The sequence below is a fragment of the Pseudomonas sp. OF001 genome (assembly GCF_904426495.1).
Classification (GTDB): Bacteria; Pseudomonadota; Gammaproteobacteria; order Pseudomonadales; family Pseudomonadaceae; genus Geopseudomonas.
Genome location: NZ_CAJGBM010000063.1, coordinates 132593 through 150228, shown reverse-complemented (window position 1 = coordinate 150228; position 17636 = coordinate 132593). Strand labels below are relative to the sequence as shown.

General features: G+C 63.0%; 13 protein-coding genes and 1 tRNA gene. All 14 read left to right on the top strand.

Annotated features, from left to right (window positions below; all coding sequences use genetic code 11):
• Positions 1-1059, top strand: a 1059-nt coding sequence (tuf, locus tag RA210_RS20240; protein WP_201487807.1) for an elongation factor Tu, incomplete at its 5' end; no start/stop codon positions are given.
• Positions 1060-1112: 53 nt separating this feature from the next.
• Positions 1113-1188 (top strand) — tRNA-Trp (locus RA210_RS20235).
• A gap of 39 nt (positions 1189-1227) precedes the next feature.
• Positions 1228-1596: a preprotein translocase subunit SecE gene (gene secE / locus RA210_RS20230; protein ID WP_136491177.1), complete on the top strand. Its 369-nt coding sequence runs from the start codon at positions 1228-1230 to the stop codon at positions 1594-1596.
• 9 nt (positions 1597-1605) lie between these two features.
• Positions 1606-2139 (top strand): transcription termination/antitermination protein NusG, encoded by a 534-nt coding sequence (nusG, locus tag RA210_RS20225; RefSeq protein ID WP_136491178.1) that lies wholly within the window; start codon positions 1606-1608, stop codon positions 2137-2139.
• A 115-nt stretch (positions 2140-2254) separates the two neighbouring features.
• Positions 2255-2686 (top strand): 50S ribosomal protein L11, encoded by a 432-nt coding sequence (gene rplK / locus RA210_RS20220; protein WP_136491179.1) that lies wholly within the window; start codon positions 2255-2257, stop codon positions 2684-2686.
• Entirely contained in the window at positions 2686-3384 is a 699-nt protein-coding gene (gene rplA / locus RA210_RS20215; RefSeq protein WP_136491180.1) for a 50S ribosomal protein L1, read from the top strand. The genes rplK and rplA overlap by 1 nt, the downstream gene beginning before the upstream one ends.
• A gap of 196 nt (positions 3385-3580) precedes the next feature.
• Complete coding sequence (rplJ, locus tag RA210_RS20210; protein ID WP_136491181.1) at positions 3581-4081, top strand: 50S ribosomal protein L10; 501 nt, start codon at positions 3581-3583, stop codon at positions 4079-4081.
• A 76-nt stretch (positions 4082-4157) separates the two neighbouring features.
• Complete coding sequence (gene rplL, locus RA210_RS20205; protein WP_136491182.1) at positions 4158-4526, top strand: 50S ribosomal protein L7/L12; 369 nt, start codon at positions 4158-4160, stop codon at positions 4524-4526.
• 221 nt (positions 4527-4747) lie between these two features.
• On the top strand, positions 4748-8824 hold the full coding sequence (gene rpoB, locus RA210_RS20200) for a DNA-directed RNA polymerase subunit beta (protein WP_201487806.1): 4077 nt from the start codon (positions 4748-4750) through the stop codon (positions 8822-8824).
• Between the two features lie 59 nt (positions 8825-8883).
• Positions 8884-13089, top strand: a complete 4206-nt coding sequence (gene rpoC / locus RA210_RS20195; RefSeq protein ID WP_136491184.1) for a DNA-directed RNA polymerase subunit beta' — start codon at positions 8884-8886, stop codon at positions 13087-13089.
• 141 nt (positions 13090-13230) lie between these two features.
• Positions 13231-13602 carry a 30S ribosomal protein S12 gene (rpsL, locus tag RA210_RS20190; protein ID WP_090350228.1) on the top strand — a complete coding sequence of 124 codons (372 nt, stop codon included), beginning with the start codon at positions 13231-13233 and terminating at the stop codon, positions 13600-13602.
• 85 nt (positions 13603-13687) lie between these two features.
• The gene (gene rpsG, locus RA210_RS20185) at positions 13688-14158 is read left to right on the top strand and encodes a 30S ribosomal protein S7 (protein ID WP_090313836.1); all 471 of its coding nucleotides are present in this window, start codon (positions 13688-13690) and stop codon (positions 14156-14158) included.
• A gap of 30 nt (positions 14159-14188) precedes the next feature.
• On the top strand, positions 14189-16309 hold the full coding sequence (gene fusA, locus RA210_RS20180) for an elongation factor G (RefSeq protein ID WP_136491185.1): 2121 nt from the start codon (positions 14189-14191) through the stop codon (positions 16307-16309).
• A 30-nt stretch (positions 16310-16339) separates the two neighbouring features.
• Entirely contained in the window at positions 16340-17533 is a 1194-nt protein-coding gene (gene tuf / locus RA210_RS20175) for an elongation factor Tu (RefSeq protein WP_201487805.1), read from the top strand.
• Positions 17534-17636: the final 103 nt, after the last annotated feature.

Below are 17636 nucleotides of genomic sequence, written 5' to 3'. Positions count from 1 at the left end.
GACTTCTCCCAGATCGACAACGCTCCGGAAGAGAAGGCGCGCGGTATCACCATCAACACCTCGCACGTCGAGTACGATTCCGCCATTCGTCACTACGCTCACGTTGACTGCCCGGGTCACGCTGACTACGTGAAGAACATGATCACCGGTGCTGCCCAGATGGACGGCGCGATCCTGGTTTGCTCCGCTGCCGACGGTCCCATGCCGCAGACTCGCGAGCACATCCTGCTGTCCCGTCAGGTAGGCGTTCCCTACATCGTCGTGTTCCTGAACAAGGCCGACATGGTCGACGACGCCGAGCTGCTGGAACTGGTCGAGATGGAAGTTCGCGACCTGCTGAGCACCTATGACTTCCCGGGTGACGACACCCCGATCGTCATCGGTTCCGCTCTGATGGCCCTGAACGGCCAGGACGACAACGAGATGGGCACCTCCGCCGTGCGCAAGCTGGTGGAAACCCTGGACTCCTACATTCCGGAGCCGGTGCGTGCCATCGACCAGCCGTTCCTGATGCCGATCGAGGACGTGTTCTCGATCTCCGGTCGCGGCACCGTGGTGACCGGTCGCGTCGAGCGCGGCATCGTCAAGGTGGGCGAGGAAGTGGAAATCGTCGGCATCCGTCCGACCACCAAGACCACCTGCACTGGCGTGGAAATGTTCCGCAAGCTGCTCGACGAAGGTCGTGCCGGCGAGAACATCGGCGCCCTGCTGCGCGGCACCAAGCGTGAGGACGTCGAGCGTGGCCAGGTTCTGGCCAAGCCGGGCACCATCAAGCCGCACACCAAGTTCGAAGCCGAAGTGTACGTGCTGTCCAAGGAAGAAGGCGGTCGTCACACCCCGTTCTTCAAGGGCTACCGTCCGCAGTTCTACTTCCGTACCACCGACGTGACCGGTAACTGCGAACTGCCGGAAGGCGTCGAGATGGTCATGCCGGGCGACAACGTCAAGATGGTTGTCACCCTGATCGCCCCGATCGCCATGGAAGACGGCCTGCGCTTCGCCATCCGCGAAGGCGGTCGTACCGTCGGCGCCGGCGTTGTTGCCAAGATCATCGAATAAGTAGTTGATCTTTCTCGGTTGGGCCGGTATAGTAGCCGGCCTGACTAAGTCACAGGCCAGTAGCTCAATTGGCAGAGCGGCGGTCTCCAAAACCGCAGGTTGGGGGTTCGATTCCCTCCTGGCCTGCCAGATTTCTCGAATCTGGCACCCTTCACAAGGTCCTTGCAGATGAACGCCAAGGCTGAAAGCAAAGATTCCCGCCTCGATGTCCTCAAGTGGGTCGTCGTCACCCTGCTGGTGGCGGTTGCCGTAGTGGGGAATCAGTATTTCGCAGCTGAACCCATCCTGTATCGCGTGCTCGGCATTCTGGTGCTGGCTGGCGGCGCCTTCTTTGTTGCGCTGCAAACCGTCAAGGGTGGCGCCTTCTTTGCTCTGGTGAAGGAAGCGCGTGCCGAGATTCGCAAGGTCGTCTGGCCGACCCGCCAGGAAACCACCCAGACCACGCTGATCGTGGTGGCCGTGGTGCTGCTGATGTCCCTGCTCCTGTGGGCGCTGGACTCGCTGCTGGGTTGGCTGGTTTCGTTGATCGTCGGTTAAGGGTGCACTGTGGCTAAGCGTTGGTATGTTGTGCATGCCTATTCGGGATACGAAAAGCATGTAATGCGTTCGCTGATCGAGCGCGTCAAGCTGGCCGGCATGGAAGACCAGTTCGGCGAGATTCTGGTTCCCACCGAAGAAGTGGTGGAGATGCGCAATGGCCAGAAGCGCAAGAGCGAGCGCAAGTTCTTCCCCGGCTACGTGCTGGTGCAGATGGAGATGAACGAGGGGACCTGGCACCTCATCAAGGATACCCCGCGCGTCATGGGCTTCATCGGTGGCACCGCGGACAAGCCGGCGCCGATCACCGAAAAGGAAGCCGAGGCCATCCTGCGTCGCGTAGCCGACAGCGGCGACAAGCCGCGTCCGAAGACGCTGTTCGAGCCGGGCGAAGTGGTGCGTGTCATCGACGGCCCGTTTGCCGACTTCAGCGGCGTCGTCGAAGAGGTCAACTACGAAAAGAGCCGGATCCAAGTGGCCGTGCTCATCTTCGGTCGCTCCACTCCGGTGGAGTTGGAGTTCGGTCAGGTCGAGAAGGCCTGAGCGCAAGGGATCCCGACCCCGCAGCCGCAGGCTGCGGGGTTTTGTTGTCACTGGGAAAAACGCGAAAAGCAACCGGGGAGCCGCAAGGCGCATGTACCCGCAACTGGAGTAGCAGATGGCTAAGAAAATCACGGCTTATATCAAGCTGCAAGTGAAGGCCGCACAGGCCAACCCGTCGCCGCCGGTCGGTCCGGCCCTGGGCCAGCACGGCGTCAACATCATGGAATTCTGCAAGGCCTTCAATGCCCGCACCCAGGGCATGGAGCCGGGTCTGCCGACTCCGGTGATCATCACCGTCTACAGCGACCGCAGCTTCACCTTCGAGATCAAGAGCACCCCGGCTGCCGTGCTGCTGAAAAAAGCAGCGGGCATCACCAGTGGCTCCGCTCGTCCGAACACCCAGAAAGTGGGCACCGTTACCCGTGCACAGCTGGAAGAGATCGCCAAGGCCAAGCAGGCCGATCTGACTGCAGCTGACCTGGATGCGGCCGTGCGTACCATCGCCGGTTCCGCGCGTAGCATGGGCCTGAACGTGGAGGGTGTGTAATGGCTAAGCTGACCAAGCGCCAGAAGGCGATCGCCGAGAAGGTTGTCGCTGGCAAGCAGTACGGTTTCGAAGAGGCCGCTGCCCTGCTGGCCGAGCTGTCCACTTCCAGCAAGTTCAAGGAATCCGTGGACGTCGCCATCAACCTGGGCGTCGATCCGCGTAAATCCGACCAGGTCGTGCGTGGCGCCACCGTGCTGCCGAACGGCACCGGCAAGAGCGTGCGCGTTGCCGTGTTCACCCAGGGCCCGGCTGCCGAAGCCGCTCTGGCTGCCGGCGCCGACCGCGTGGGCATGGACGAGCTGGCTGCCGAGATGAAGGGCGGCGACCTGAACTACGACGTGGTCATCGCTTCCCCGGACGCCATGCGTGTCGTGGGCCAGCTGGGCCAGATCCTCGGTCCGCGCGGCCTGATGCCGAACCCGAAGGTCGGCACCGTGACCCCGGACGTGGCCACCGCGGTGAAGAACGCCAAGGCCGGTCAGGTTCGCTTCCGTACCGACAAGAACGGCATCATCCACGCCTCCGTCGGCAAAGTCGACTTCGCTCCGGCTGCCCTCAAGCAGAACGTCGAAGCCCTGCTGTCCGATCTGAAGCGCCTGAAGCCGTCCGCCTCCAAGGGCGTATACATGAAGCGCGTGACCCTGAGCACCACCATGGGTCCGGGCCTGCAGATCGACCAGGCTTCCCTGGACGCGTGATACAGGGATGCGCCGGCTGGCCGGCGCATCCAACCTATTGGGGTCCCTGCCTGGCGGGGGCTATCCAAGACCGTAGGCGGCGCAAGCCTTAAATCACCAGCCTACGCAGATGGTGCTCCCGATTCGTTTGCCGAATCAGACACCAAAACCCGCCCGGCCCCGGCTGGGCGAAACGGTAACATCCAGGAGTAAACCCGTGGCAATTAAGCTCGAAGACAAGAAGGCCATTGTCGCTGAAGTCAACGAGGCTGCCAAAGCTGCCCTGTCCGCTGTCGTGGCCGATGCCCGTGGCGTGACCGTGGGCGCCATGACCGGACTCCGTAAAGAGGCCCGTGAAGCCGGTGTGTACGTGAAAGTCGTGCGCAACACCCTGGCTCGCCGCGCCGTCCAAGGCACCGAATTCGAGGTGCTGGGCGACGTGTTCAAGGGCCCGACCCTGATCGCATTCTCCAACGAGCATCCGGGCGCTGCCGCCCGCATCTTCAAGGAGTTCGCCAAGGGTCAGGACAAGTTCGAGATCAAGGGCGCTGCCTTCGAAGGCAAGCTGATCGCAGCCAACCAGATCGACGTGCTGGCTACCCTGCCGACCTACGACGAAGCCGTGTCCCAGCTGATGAGCGTCATCCAGGGCGCTACCAGCAAGCTGGCTCGTACCCTGGCGGCGATTCGCGACAAGAAGGAAGCCGAGGCTGCCTGAGGCGCCTAGGATCCTTCCCAACCTTTTTTGTCAATAAGATGGCCTTCAGGCCGTCACCCAATACAGGAATAGAGTCATGGCTCTGACCAACGAAGATATCATCAACGCCGTATCCGAAATGTCCGTGATGCAGGTTGTCGAACTGATCAAGGCGATGGAAGAGAAGTTCGGCGTCACCGCCGCTGCTGCCGTTGCTGCCGGTCCGGCCGCTGCTGCTGCTGTCGTCGAAGAGCAGACCGAGTTCACCGTCGTTCTGGCCGATGCCGGCGAGAAGAAAGTGAACGTCATCAAGGTCGTGCGCGAGCTGACCGGTCTGGGCCTGAAAGAAGCCAAGGCTGTGGTCGACGGCGCTCCGGGCGTGGTGAAGGAAGGCGTCTCCAAGGAAGAGGCCGAAGCGGCCAAGAAGTCCCTGGAAGAAGCCGGCGCCAAGGTCGAGCTCAAGTAAGCTGAGCCGACATTGCGTCGACAGTCCGCGAACTGATTTCGGACTGATGGCTGGTGGCTATTGCCACCGGCCTTTTTCCGTTATGGGCGGCCTGGCACGGCCCGCCGCCCGTGACGTGATCACCACCCCGCAGGGTGGTCGCAAACCGAGGGTTTGCACGATTTTCCGGCTACTCCCGTCGGAGAGGCCAAACAAGCAGGTGACCAAGCTGGGGAACGCTGATGGCTTACTCATACACTGAGAAAAAACGTATCCGCAAGGACTTTAGCAAGTTGCCGGACGTCATGGATGTGCCGTATCTGTTGGCCATCCAGCTGGATTCGTATCGCGAATTCCTGCAGGCGGGCGCCAGCAAGGAGCAGCTCCGCGACGTCGGCCTGCACGCGGCCTTCAAGTCCGTTTTCCCGATTATCAGCTATTCCGGCAACGCTGCCCTGGAATACGTCGGCTATCGCCTGGGCGAGCCGGCATTTGACGTCAAGGAATGCGTGCTGCGTGGCGTGACCTTCGCCGTGCCGCTGCGCGTGAAAGTGCGTCTGATGATCTTCGACAAGGAATCGTCGAGCAAGGCGATCAAGGATATCAAGGAGCAGGAAGTCTACATGGGGGAAATCCCCCTGATGACCGAGAACGGTACCTTCATCATCAACGGTACCGAGCGTGTCATCGTTTCCCAGCTGCACCGTTCGCCGGGCGTGTTCTTCGACCACGACAAGGGCAAGACCCACAGCTCGGGCAAGCTGCTGTACTCCGCGCGCATCATTCCCTACCGCGGCTCCTGGCTGGACTTCGAGTTCGATCCGAAGGACGCCGTGTTCGTGCGTATCGACCGTCGCCGCAAGCTGCCAGCCTCCGTGCTGCTGCGCGCGCTGAACTACGGCACCGAGGAAATCCTCGATGCCTTCTACGACACCAACGTGTTCCACCTCAAGGATCAGTCGCTGAGCCTCGAGCTGGTACCGCAGCGTCTGCGTGGCGAGATCGCCGGCTTCGACATCAAGGACGAGACCGGCAAGGTCATCGTCGAACAGGGCCGCCGCGTCACCGCGCGTCACATCAACCAGCTGGAAAAGGCCGGCATCAAGCTGCTGGAAGTCCCGCTGGACTACGTGCTGGGCCGCACCCTGGCCAAGGCCATCGTGCATCCGGCCACCGGCGAGATCATCGCCGAGTGCAACACCGAGCTGACCGTCGACCTGCTGGCCAAGATCGCCAAGGCCCAGGTGGTGCGCATCGAGACCCTGTACACCAACGACATCGACTGCGGCCCGTTCATCTCCGATACCCTGAAGATCGACTCGACCTCCAACCAGCTGGAAGCGCTGGTCGAGATCTATCGCATGATGCGTCCCGGCGAGCCGCCGACCAAGGATGCCGCCGAAGCCCTGTTCAACAACCTGTTCTTCAGTGCCGAGCGCTACGACCTGTCCGCGGTCGGCCGCATGAAGTTCAATCGCCGCATCGGTCGCGAAGAGATCGAAGGCCCGGGCGTGCTCAGCCGCGAAGACATCGTCGACGTGCTGAAGACCCTGGTCGACATCCGTAACGGCAAGGGCATCGTCGACGACATCGACCACCTCGGCAACCGCCGCGTGCGCTGTGTCGGCGAGATGGCCGAGAACCAGTTCCGTGTCGGCCTGGTGCGCGTCGAGCGTGCGGTCAAGGAACGCCTGTCGATGGCCGAAAGCGAAGGCCTGATGCCGCAGGACCTGATCAACGCCAAGCCGGTGGCTGCCGCGATCAAGGAGTTCTTCGGTTCCAGCCAGCTGTCGCAGTTCATGGACCAGAACAACCCGCTGTCCGAGATCACCCACAAGCGCCGCGTCTCCGCACTCGGCCCGGGCGGTCTGACCCGCGAGCGTGCCGGCTTCGAAGTGCGCGACGTGCACCCGACCCACTACGGCCGCGTGTGCCCGATCGAGACGCCGGAAGGTCCGAACATCGGCCTGATCAACTCGCTGGCCACCTACGCGCGCACCAACCAGTACGGCTTCCTGGAAAGCCCGTACCGCGTGGTCAAAGGCGGCCAGGTGACCGACGAGATCGTCTTCCTGTCGGCGATCGAGGAAGCCAACCACGTCATCGCCCAGGCCTCGGCGACCCTCAACGAGCAGGGGCAGCTGGTGGACGAGCTGGTGGCCGTGCGTCACCTCAACGAATTCACCGTGAAGGCGCCGGAAGACGTCACCCTGATGGACGTTTCGCCCAAGCAGGTGGTTTCCGTCGCGGCCTCGCTGATTCCGTTCCTCGAGCACGACGACGCCAACCGCGCGCTGATGGGTTCGAACATGCAGCGTCAGGCCGTGCCGACCCTGCGTGCCGACAAGCCGCTGGTGGGCACCGGCATGGAGCGCAACGTCGCCCGTGACTCCGGCGTCTGCGTGGTGGCCCGTCGTGGCGGGGTGATCGACTCGGTCGACGCCAGCCGCATCGTGGTGCGGGTCAACGACGACGAGGTCGAGACCGGCGAAGCGGGTGTCGACATCTACAACCTGACCAAGTACACCCGCTCCAACCAGAACACCTGCATCAACCAGCGTCCGCTGGTCAGCAAGGGTGACGTGGTGGCGCGCGGCGACATCATGGCCGACGGTCCGTCCACCGACATGGGCGAACTGGCGCTGGGTCAGAACATGCGCGTGGCGTTCATGCCGTGGAACGGCTTCAACTTCGAAGACTCCATCTGCCTGTCCGAGCGCGTGGTCCAAGAGGACCGCTTCACCACCATCCACATCCAGGAACTGACCTGCGTGTCGCGCGACACCAAGCTCGGCCCGGAGGAGATCACCGCGGACATCCCGAACGTCGGCGAGGCTGCGCTGAACAAGCTGGATGAAGCCGGTATCGTCTACGTCGGTGCCGAGGTGCAGGCCGGCGACATCCTGGTCGGCAAGGTCACCCCGAAGGGCGAGACCCAGCTGACTCCGGAAGAGAAGCTGCTGCGCGCGATCTTCGGCGAGAAGGCGTCCGACGTGAAGGACACCTCCCTGCGCGTGCCGACCGGCACCAAGGGCACCGTCATCGACGTGCAGGTGTTCACCCGCGACGGCGTGGAGCGCGACTCGCGTGCCCTGTCGATCGAGAAGCAGCAGCTCGACGAGATCCGCAAGGACCTCAACGAGGAGTTCCGCATCGTCGAAGGCGCCACCTTCGAGCGTCTGCGCAGCGCGCTGGTCGGCCAGGTGGCCGAAGGTGGCCCGGCCGCCCTGAAGAAGGGCAGCGCGATCACCCACGAGTACCTCGACGGCCTCGAGCGCGGCCAGTGGTTCAAGCTGCGCATGGCCGAAGAGGCGCTGAACGAGCAGCTGGAGAAGGCCCAGGCCTACATCTCCGACCGCCGTCAGCTGCTCGACGACAAGTTCGAGGACAAGAAGCGCAAGTTGCAGCAGGGCGACGACCTGGCGCCGGGCGTGCTGAAGATCGTCAAGGTCTACCTCGCGATCAAGCGCCGCATCCAGCCGGGCGACAAGATGGCCGGCCGCCACGGTAACAAGGGTGTGGTGTCGGTGATCATGCCGGTCGAGGACATGCCGCACGACGAGCATGGCACTCCGGTGGACATCGTCCTCAACCCGCTGGGCGTACCGTCGCGGATGAACGTCGGCCAGATCCTCGAAACCCACCTGGGCCTCGCGGCCAAGGGCCTGGGCGAGAAGATCAACCGCATGCTCGAGGAGCAGCGCAAGGTCGCCGAACTGCGCCAGTTCCTGCACCAGATCTACAACGAGATCGGTGGTCGCCAGGAGAATCTGGACAGCCTGAGCGATCAGGAAGTCCTCTCCCTGGCCGAGAACCTGCGCAAGGGCGTGCCGATGGCCACGCCGGTGTTCGACGGTGCCGAGGAGCGCGAGATCAAGGCCATGCTCAAGCTGGCCGATCTGCCGGAGAGCGGCCAGATGCAGCTGTACGACGGTCGCACCGGCAACGCCTTCGAGCGCAAGACCACCGTCGGCTACATGTACATGCTCAAGCTGAACCACCTGGTCGACGACAAGATGCACGCGCGTTCCACCGGCTCCTACAGCCTGGTCACCCAGCAGCCGCTGGGCGGCAAGGCGCAGTTCGGTGGCCAGCGTTTCGGGGAGATGGAGGTCTGGGCGCTGGAAGCCTATGGCGCCGCCTACACCCTGCAGGAAATGCTGACCGTGAAGTCGGACGACGTGAACGGCCGGACCAAGATGTACAAGAACATCGTGGATGGCGATCACCGCATGGAGGCCGGCATGCCCGAGTCCTTCAACGTGCTGATCAAGGAAATCCGTTCGCTCGGCATCGACATCGAGCTGGAAACCGAATAACCCGCGACGCGTACCGGCGGCAGGCGAGCCTGCCGCCGGCTCCGTGAGGAGGAAAGGCCTTGAAAGACCTGCTTAACCTTTTGAAAAACCAGGGTCAGATCGAAGAGTTCGATGCCATCCGTATCGGCCTGGCGTCGCCCGAGATGATCCGCTCCTGGTCCTTCGGCGAAGTGAAGAAGCCGGAGACCATCAACTACCGTACCTTCAAGCCCGAACGTGACGGCCTGTTCTGCGCCAAGATCTTCGGCCCGGTGAAGGACTACGAGTGCCTGTGCGGCAAGTACAAGCGCCTCAAGCACCGCGGCGTGATCTGCGAGAAGTGCGGCGTGGAAGTCGCCCTGGCCAAGGTGCGCCGCGAGCGCATGGGCCACATCGAGCTGGCCTCGCCGGTCGCCCACATCTGGTTCCTCAAGTCGCTGCCGTCCCGTATCGGCCTGCTGCTGGACATGACCCTGCGCGACATCGAGCGCGTGCTCTACTTCGAGAGCTACGTGGTCATCGATCCGGGCATGACTCCGCTGGAGAAGGGCCAGCTGCTCAACGACGAGCAGTACTTCGAGGCCCTCGAGGAGCACGGTGACGACTTCGACGCCCGCATGGGCGCCGAGGCGGTGTTCGAGCTGCTCGCCGCCATCGATCTGGAGCACGAGATCGGCCGCCTGCGCGAGGAAATCCCGCAGACCAACTCCGAGACCAAGATCAAGAAGCTGTCCAAGCGCCTCAAGCTGATGGAAGCCTTCCAGGGCTCCGGCAACAAGCCGGAGTGGATGGTGCTGACCGTCCTGCCGGTGCTGCCGCCGGACCTGCGTCCGTTGGTGCCGCTGGATGGCGGCCGCTTCGCGACCTCGGATCTCAACGATCTGTACCGCCGGGTGATCAACCGCAACAACCGTCTGAAGCGCCTGCTCGACCTGGCCGCGCCGGACATCATCGTGCGCAACGAGAAGCGCATGCTGCAGGAAGCCGTGGACGCCCTGCTGGACAACGGCCGCCGCGGCCGTGCCATCACCGGCTCCAACAAGCGCCCGCTGAAGTCCTTGGCCGACATGATCAAGGGCAAGCAGGGCCGCTTCCGTCAGAACCTGCTCGGCAAGCGCGTCGACTACTCCGGCCGTTCGGTGATCACCGTCGGCCCGACCCTGCGCCTGCACCAGTGCGGCCTGCCGAAGAAGATGGCCCTCGAGCTGTTCAAGCCGTTCATCTTCGGCAAGCTCGAAGCCAAGGGCATGGCCACCACCATCAAGGCGGCCAAGAAGATGGTCGAGCGCGAGCTGCCCGAGGTCTGGGACGTGCTCGCCGAAGTCATCCGCGAACATCCCGTGCTGCTCAACCGTGCACCGACCCTGCACCGTCTGGGCATCCAGGCGTTCGAGCCGGTGCTCATCGAAGGCAAGGCCCTGCAGCTGCACCCACTGGTGTGCGCCGCGTACAACGCCGACTTCGACGGTGACCAGATGGCCGTGCACGTCCCGCTGACCCTCGAGGCCCAGCTGGAAGCGCGTGCGCTGATGATGTCGACCAACAACGTGCTGTCGCCCGCCAACGGCGAGCCGATCATCGTGCCGTCGCAGGACGTGGTGCTCGGCCTGTACTACATGACCCGCGAGGCGGTGAACGCCAAGGGCGAGGGCCGTGTGTTCGCCGACCTGCAGGAAGTCGACCGCGTGTTCCGCGCCGGCGAAGTGTCCCTGCACGCCAAGGTCAAGGTGCGCATCAACGAGGTGGTCAAGGATCGCGACAGTGGCGTGATCACCAGGAACACCCGCATCGTCGACACCACCGTCGGCCGCGCGCTGCTGTTCCAGGTGGTTCCGGCCGGCCTGCCGTTCGACGTGGTCAACCAGTCGATGAAGAAGAAGGCGATCTCCAAGCTGATCAACCACGCCTACCGCGTGGTCGGTCTGAAGGACACCGTCATCTTCGCCGACCAGCTGATGTACACCGGCTTCGCCTACTCGACCATCTCCGGCGTGTCGATCGGCGTCAACGACTTCGTCATCCCGGAAGCCAAGGCGCGCATCATCGACGCCGCCACCGCCGAGGTGAAGGAGATCGAGACCCAGTACGCCTCCGGCCTGGTGACCCAGGGCGAGAAGTACAACAAGGTGATCGACCTGTGGTCGAAGGCCAACGACGAAGTGTCCAAGGCGATGATGGCCAACCTCTCCAAGGAGAAGGTCATCGACCGCGAGGGCAATGAGGTCGACCAGGAGTCCTTCAACTCCATGTACATGATGGCGGACTCCGGTGCGCGGGGTTCCGCGGCGCAGATCCGCCAGCTGGCCGGCATGCGCGGTCTGATGGCCAAGCCGGACGGCTCGATCATCGAGACCCCGATCACCGCCAACTTCCGTGAGGGGCTGAACGTACTGCAGTACTTCATCTCCACCCACGGTGCCCGTAAGGGTCTGGCGGATACCGCACTGAAGACCGCGAACTCCGGTTACCTGACCCGTCGTCTGGTCGACGTGGCCCAGGACCTGGTGGTCACCGAGATCGACTGCGGCACCGAGCAGGGCCTGCTGATGACCCCGCACATCGAGGGTGGCGACATCGTCGAGCCGCTCGGTGAGCGCGTGCTCGGCCGCGTGATCGCCCGCGACGTGCCCAAGCCGGGCACCGACGAGATCATCGTGCCGGCCGGCACCCTGATCGACGAGCAGTGGGTCGACTTCCTCGAGCTGAACAGCGTCGACGAAGTGATCGTGCGTTCGCCGATCACCTGCGAAACCCGCTACGGCATCTGCGCCAAGTGCTACGGTCGCGACCTGGCCCGCGGTCATCAGGTCAACATCGGCGAAGCGGTCGGCGTCATCGCCGCCCAGTCGATCGGTGAGCCGGGCACCCAGCTGACCATGCGGACCTTCCACATCGGTGGTGCGGCCAGCCGGAGTGCCGCCCAGGACAGCATCCAGGTGAAGAGCGGCGGTACCGTCCGCCTGCACAACCTGAAGCACGTCGAGCGTGCCGACGGCGCCCTGGTGGCGGTGTCCCGCTCCGGCGAGCTGGCGGTGGCCGACGACTTCGGTCGCGAGCGCGAGCGCTACAAGCTGCCCTACGGTGCGGTGATCTCGGTCAAGGAGGGCGACAAGGTCGAGGCCGGCGCCATCGTGGCCAAGTGGGACCCGCACACCCACCCGATCATCACCGAGATGGCCGGTACCGTGACCTTCGTCGGCATGGAGGAGGGCATCACCGTCCGCCGGCAGACCGACGAGCTGACCGGTCTGACCAACATCGAGGTGATGGATCCCAACGAGCGTCCGGCTGCCGGTCGCGAGATCCGTCCGGCGGTGAAGCTGGTCGACGCCAACGGCAAGGACCTGCTGCTGCCGGGCACCGACGTGGTCGCGCAGTACTTCCTGCCGGCCAAGACCCTGGTCAACCTGACCGACGGCGCCAAGGTGAACGTGGGTGACGTGGTTGCGCGTATCCCGCAGGAAACCTCGAAGACCCGCGACATCACCGGTGGTCTGCCGCGCGTCGCCGACCTGTTCGAGGCCCGTCGTCCGAAGGAGCCGTCGATCCTCGCCGAGATCAGCGGCACCATCAGCTTCGGCAAGGAAACCAAGGGCAAGCGTCGTCTGGTGATCACTCCGACCGACGGCAGCGAGCCGTACGAGGAGCTGATTCCGAAGTGGCGTCACCTCAACGTCTTCGAAGGCGAACAGGTGAACCGCGGCGAAGTGATCTCCGACGGTCCGAGCAACCCGCACGACATCCTGCGCCTGCTGGGTGTCAGCGCGCTGGCCAAGTACATCGTCAACGAGATCCAGGACGTGTACCGCCTGCAGGGCGTGAAGATCAACGACAAGCACATCGAGACCATCCTGCGCCAGATGCTGCGCAAGGTCGAGATCAGCGAGTCGGGCGACTCCAGCTTCATCAAGGGCGACCAGGCCGAGCTGACCCAGGTGCTGGAAGAGAACGAGCGTCTGGCCGTCGAGGACAAGTTCGTCGCCAAGTACGAGCGCGTCCTGCTGGGTATCACCAAGGCCTCGCTGTCCACCGAGTCGTTCATCTCCGCGGCCTCCTTCCAGGAGACCACCCGCGTCCTCACCGAGGCGGCGGTCACCGGCAAGCGCGACTACCTGCGCGGCCTGAAGGAGAACGTGGTGGTCGGTCGCCTGATCCCGGCCGGTACCGGCCTGGCCTACCACAGCGAGCGCAAGCGCAAGCGCGATGCCGAGAAGCCGCAGCGCGTCAGCGCCAGCGAGGCGGAAGCCCAGCTGTCCGAAGCGCTGCTCAACTTCGGCGAAAAGTGAGTGCTACCCCCGGTCGCTTAGGCGGCCGGGGGTGCCTTGACGAGGGGTGTCAAGCTCTTTAGACTCATGCACCCCTTAATCTCGCGGGGCGTTTCGCCTCGCGAAATTTTTGTGTCGCAAGACAATCAGTGGAGCTAGTAGATGGCAACTATCAACCAGCTGGTGCGCCAGCCGCGCAAGCGCGTCTCTGAAAAGAGCGACGTGCCTGCGCTGCAGAACTGCCCCCAGCGCCGCGGCGTTTGCACCCGCGTTTACACCACCACCCCGAAGAAGCCGAACTCGGCGCTGCGTAAGGTCTGCCGTGTGCGCCTGACCAACGGCTACGAAGTCGCTTCCTACATCGGTGGTGAAGGTCACAACCTCCAGGAGCACAGCGTCGTGCTGATCCGCGGCGGTCGTGTGAAGGACCTTCCGGGTGTGCGTTACCACACCGTGCGCGGTTCGCTGGATACCTCCGGCGTGAAGGACCGTAAGCAGGGTCGTTCGAAGTACGGCGCCAAGCGTCCGAAGTAATTTTCCGAATTCATTTTTGTCGAGTCGATAAGAGTAAGGTCGGGCGTGTCCCGAGCTAACCTGAAGACCGTTTGAGGGCTTATCAATGCCAAGACGTCGTGTAGCGGCCAAGCGTGAAATCCTGGCTGATCCGAAGTACGGAAGCCAGATCCTGGCTAAATTCATGAACCACGTGATGGAAAGCGGCAAGAAGGCCGTGGCCGAGCGCATCGTTTACGGTGCCCTGGAAACCGTCAAGCAGCGCAAGAACGTCGATCCCCTGGAAACCTTCGAGAAAGCACTCGACGCCATCGCTCCGCTGGTCGAAGTGAAGTCCCGCCGTGTCGGCGGTGCTACCTACCAGGTTCCGGTCGAAGTTCGCCCGTCCCGCCGTAACGCCCTGGCCATGCGCTGGCTGGTGGATTACGCGCGCAAGCGTGGTGAGAAGTCCATGGCTCTGCGTCTGGCAGGCGAGCTGATCGACGCTGCCGAAGGCAAGGGCGCCGCTGTGAAGAAGCGTGAAGACGTGCACCGCATGGCCGAAGCCAACAAGGCCTTCTCGCACTACCGTTTCTAAGAAGCGCATTCATCTAGCGAGGACCCTACCGTGGCCCGTACTACACCTATCAACCGCTACCGTAATATCGGTATCTGCGCCCACGTGGATGCCGGTAAGACCACCACCACCGAGCGGGTACTGTTCTACACCGGCGTGAACCACAAGCTCGGCGAAGTGCACGACGGTGCCGCGACCACCGACTGGATGGTGCAGGAGCAGGAGCGTGGTATCACCATCACCTCCGCTGCCGTGACCACCTTCTGGAAGGGTTCGCGCGGCCAGTACGACAACTACCGCGTCAACGTGATCGATACCCCCGGTCACGTGGACTTCACCATTGAAGTAGAGCGCTCCCTGCGCGTTCTCGACGGCGCTGTCGTGGTGTTCTGCGGCACCTCCGGCGTTGAGCCGCAGTCGGAAACCGTATGGCGTCAGGCCAACAAGTACGGCGTTCCGCGTATCGTCTACGTCAACAAGATGGACCGCCAGGGCGCTAACTTCCTGCGCGTGGTCGAGCAGATCAAGAAGCGCCTGGGTCACACCCCGGTGCCGGTCCAGCTGGCCATCGGTGCCGAGGAGAACTTCGTCGGTCAGGTCGACCTGATCAAGATGAAGGCGATCTACTGGAACGACGAAGACAAGGGCATGACCTACCGCGAGGAAGAGATTCCGGCGGAGATGGCTGACCTTGCTGCCGAATATCGCTCGAACATGGTCGAGGCAGCCGCCGAAGCCAACGAAGAGCTGATGAACAAGTACCTCGAAGAGGGCGATCTGACCAACGAGGAGATCAAGGCAGGCCTGCGTCAGCGCACCCTGGCTTGTGAGATCGTTCCGGCCGTCTGCGGTTCCTCGTTCAAGAACAAGGGCGTCCCGCTGGTTCTCGACGCCGTGATCGACTACCTGCCGGCTCCGGACGAAGTTGACGCCATCAAAGGCGTTCATCCGGATGACGACGAGAAGGTCGACGAGCGCAAGTCGTCCGACGACGAGCCGTTCGCAGCTCTGGCGTTCAAGATCGCCACCGACCCCTTCGTTGGTACCCTGACCTTCGTTCGCGTCTACTCGGGCGTGCTGTCTTCCGGCGACTCGGTGGTCAACTCGGTCAAGGGCAAGAAAGAGCGCGTCGGCCGTATGGTGCAGATGCAGGCCAACCAGCGCGACGAGATCAAGGAAGTCCGCGCCGGCGACATCGCGGCCCTGATCGGCATGAAGGACGTCACCACCGGTGACACCCTGTGCGATCTCGAGAAGCAGATCGTCCTCGAGCGCATGGACTTCCCGGAGCCGGTAATTCACGTTGCCGTCGAGCCGAAGACCAAGGCCGACCAGGAAAAGATGGGCATTGCTCTGGGCAAGCTGGCCCAGGAAGACCCGTCGTTCCGCGTCAAGACCGACGAAGAGTCCGGTCAGACCATCATTGGCGGCATGGGTGAGTTGCACCTGGATATCATCGTTGACCGCATGAAGCGCGAGTTCAACGTTGACGCCAACATCGGCAAGCCGCAGGTGGCCTACCGCGAAACCATCTCCAAGGATGGCGTCGAGATCGAAGGCAAGTTCGTTCGCCAGTCCGGCGGTCGTGGCCAGTTCGGTCACTGCTGGATCCGCTTCTCGGCTCCGGACGTGGACGATAAGGGCAACATCACCGAAGGCCTGGTCTTCACCAACGAGGTCGTGGGTGGTGTGGTTCCGAAGGAATACATCCCGGCGATCCAGAAGGGTATCGAAGAGCAGATGAAGAACGGCGTTGTTGCCGGCTATCCGCTCATCGGCCTGAAGGCGGCCGTGTTCGATGGTTCCTACCACGACGTCGACTCCAACGAGATGGCGTTCAAGATCGCTGCCTCCATGGCAACCAAGCAGCTGGCCCAGAAAGGCGGCGGCAAGGTTCTCGAGCCGATCATGAAGGTCGAGGTCGTGACTCCGGAGGAGTACATGGGTGACGTGATGGGTGACCTGAATCGTCGTCGTGGCCTGATCCAGGGTATGGATGACAGCGTGTCCGGCAAGGTCATTCGCGCCGAAGTTCCGCTGGGCGAGATGTTTGGCTACGCTACCGACGTACGTTCCATGTCCCAGGGTCGCGCGAGCTACTCCATGGAATTCTCCAAATACGCCGAAGCTCCGTCGAACATCGTCGAAGCACTGGTTAAGAAGCAAGCTTGATTCAGCCCTTTTAGCAAGAGGTTCACTGTCGTGGCTAAAGAGAAATTTGAACGTAACAAACCGCACGTCAACGTCGGCACCATCGGTCACGTCGACCATGGCAAGACCACTCTGACCGCTGCCCTGACCAAGGTCTGCGCGGACACCTGGGGTGGCGCTGCTCGTGACTTCTCCCAGATCGACAACGCTCCGGAAGAGAAGGCGCGCGGTATCACCATCAACACCTCGCACGTCGAGTACGATTCCGCCATTCGTCACTACGCTCACGTTGACTGCCCGGGTCACGCTGACTACGTGAAGAACATGATCACCGGTGCTGCCCAGATGGACGGCGCGATCCTGGTTTGCTCCGCTGCCGACGGTCCCATGCCGCAGACTCGCGAGCACATCCTGCTGTCCCGTCAGGTAGGCGTTCCCTACATCGTCGTGTTCCTGAACAAGGCCGACATGGTCGACGACGCCGAGCTGCTGGAACTGGTCGAGATGGAAGTTCGCGACCTGCTGAGCACCTATGACTTCCCGGGTGACGACACCCCGATCGTCATCGGTTCCGCTCTGATGGCCCTGAACGGCCAGGACGACAACGAGATGGGCACCTCCGCCGTGCGCAAGCTGGTGGAAACCCTGGACTCCTACATTCCGGAGCCGGTGCGTGCCATCGACCAGCCGTTCCTGATGCCGATCGAGGACGTGTTCTCGATCTCCGGTCGCGGCACCGTGGTGACCGGTCGCGTCGAGCGCGGCATCGTCAAGGTGGGCGAGGAAGTGGAAATCGTCGGCATCCGTCCGACCACCAAGACCACCTGCACTGGCGTGGAAATGTTCCGCAAGCTGCTCGACGAAGGTCGTGCCGGCGAGAACATCGGCGCCCTGCTGCGCGGCACCAAGCGTGAGGACGTCGAGCGTGGCCAGGTTCTGGCCAAGCCGGGCACCATCAAGCCGCACACCAAGTTCGAAGCCGAAGTGTACGTGCTGTCCAAGGAAGAAGGCGGTCGTCACACCCCGTTCTTCAAGGGCTACCGTCCGCAGTTCTACTTCCGTACCACCGACGTGACCGGTAACTGCGAACTGCCGGAAGGCGTCGAGATGGTCATGCCGGGCGACAACGTCAAGATGGTTGTCACCCTGATCGCCCCGATCGCCATGGAAGACGGCCTGCGCTTCGCCATCCGCGAAGGCGGTCGTACCGTCGGCGCCGGCGTGGTTGCCAAGATCATCGAGTAATCGACGATCTCTGAACGAGAAGGCCCCCGCCCGGTGCGGGGGCCTTCTCGTTTCTGCTCATTTGTTGACACCCCCAAGGGGCATCCGTACAATTGCGCCTCCT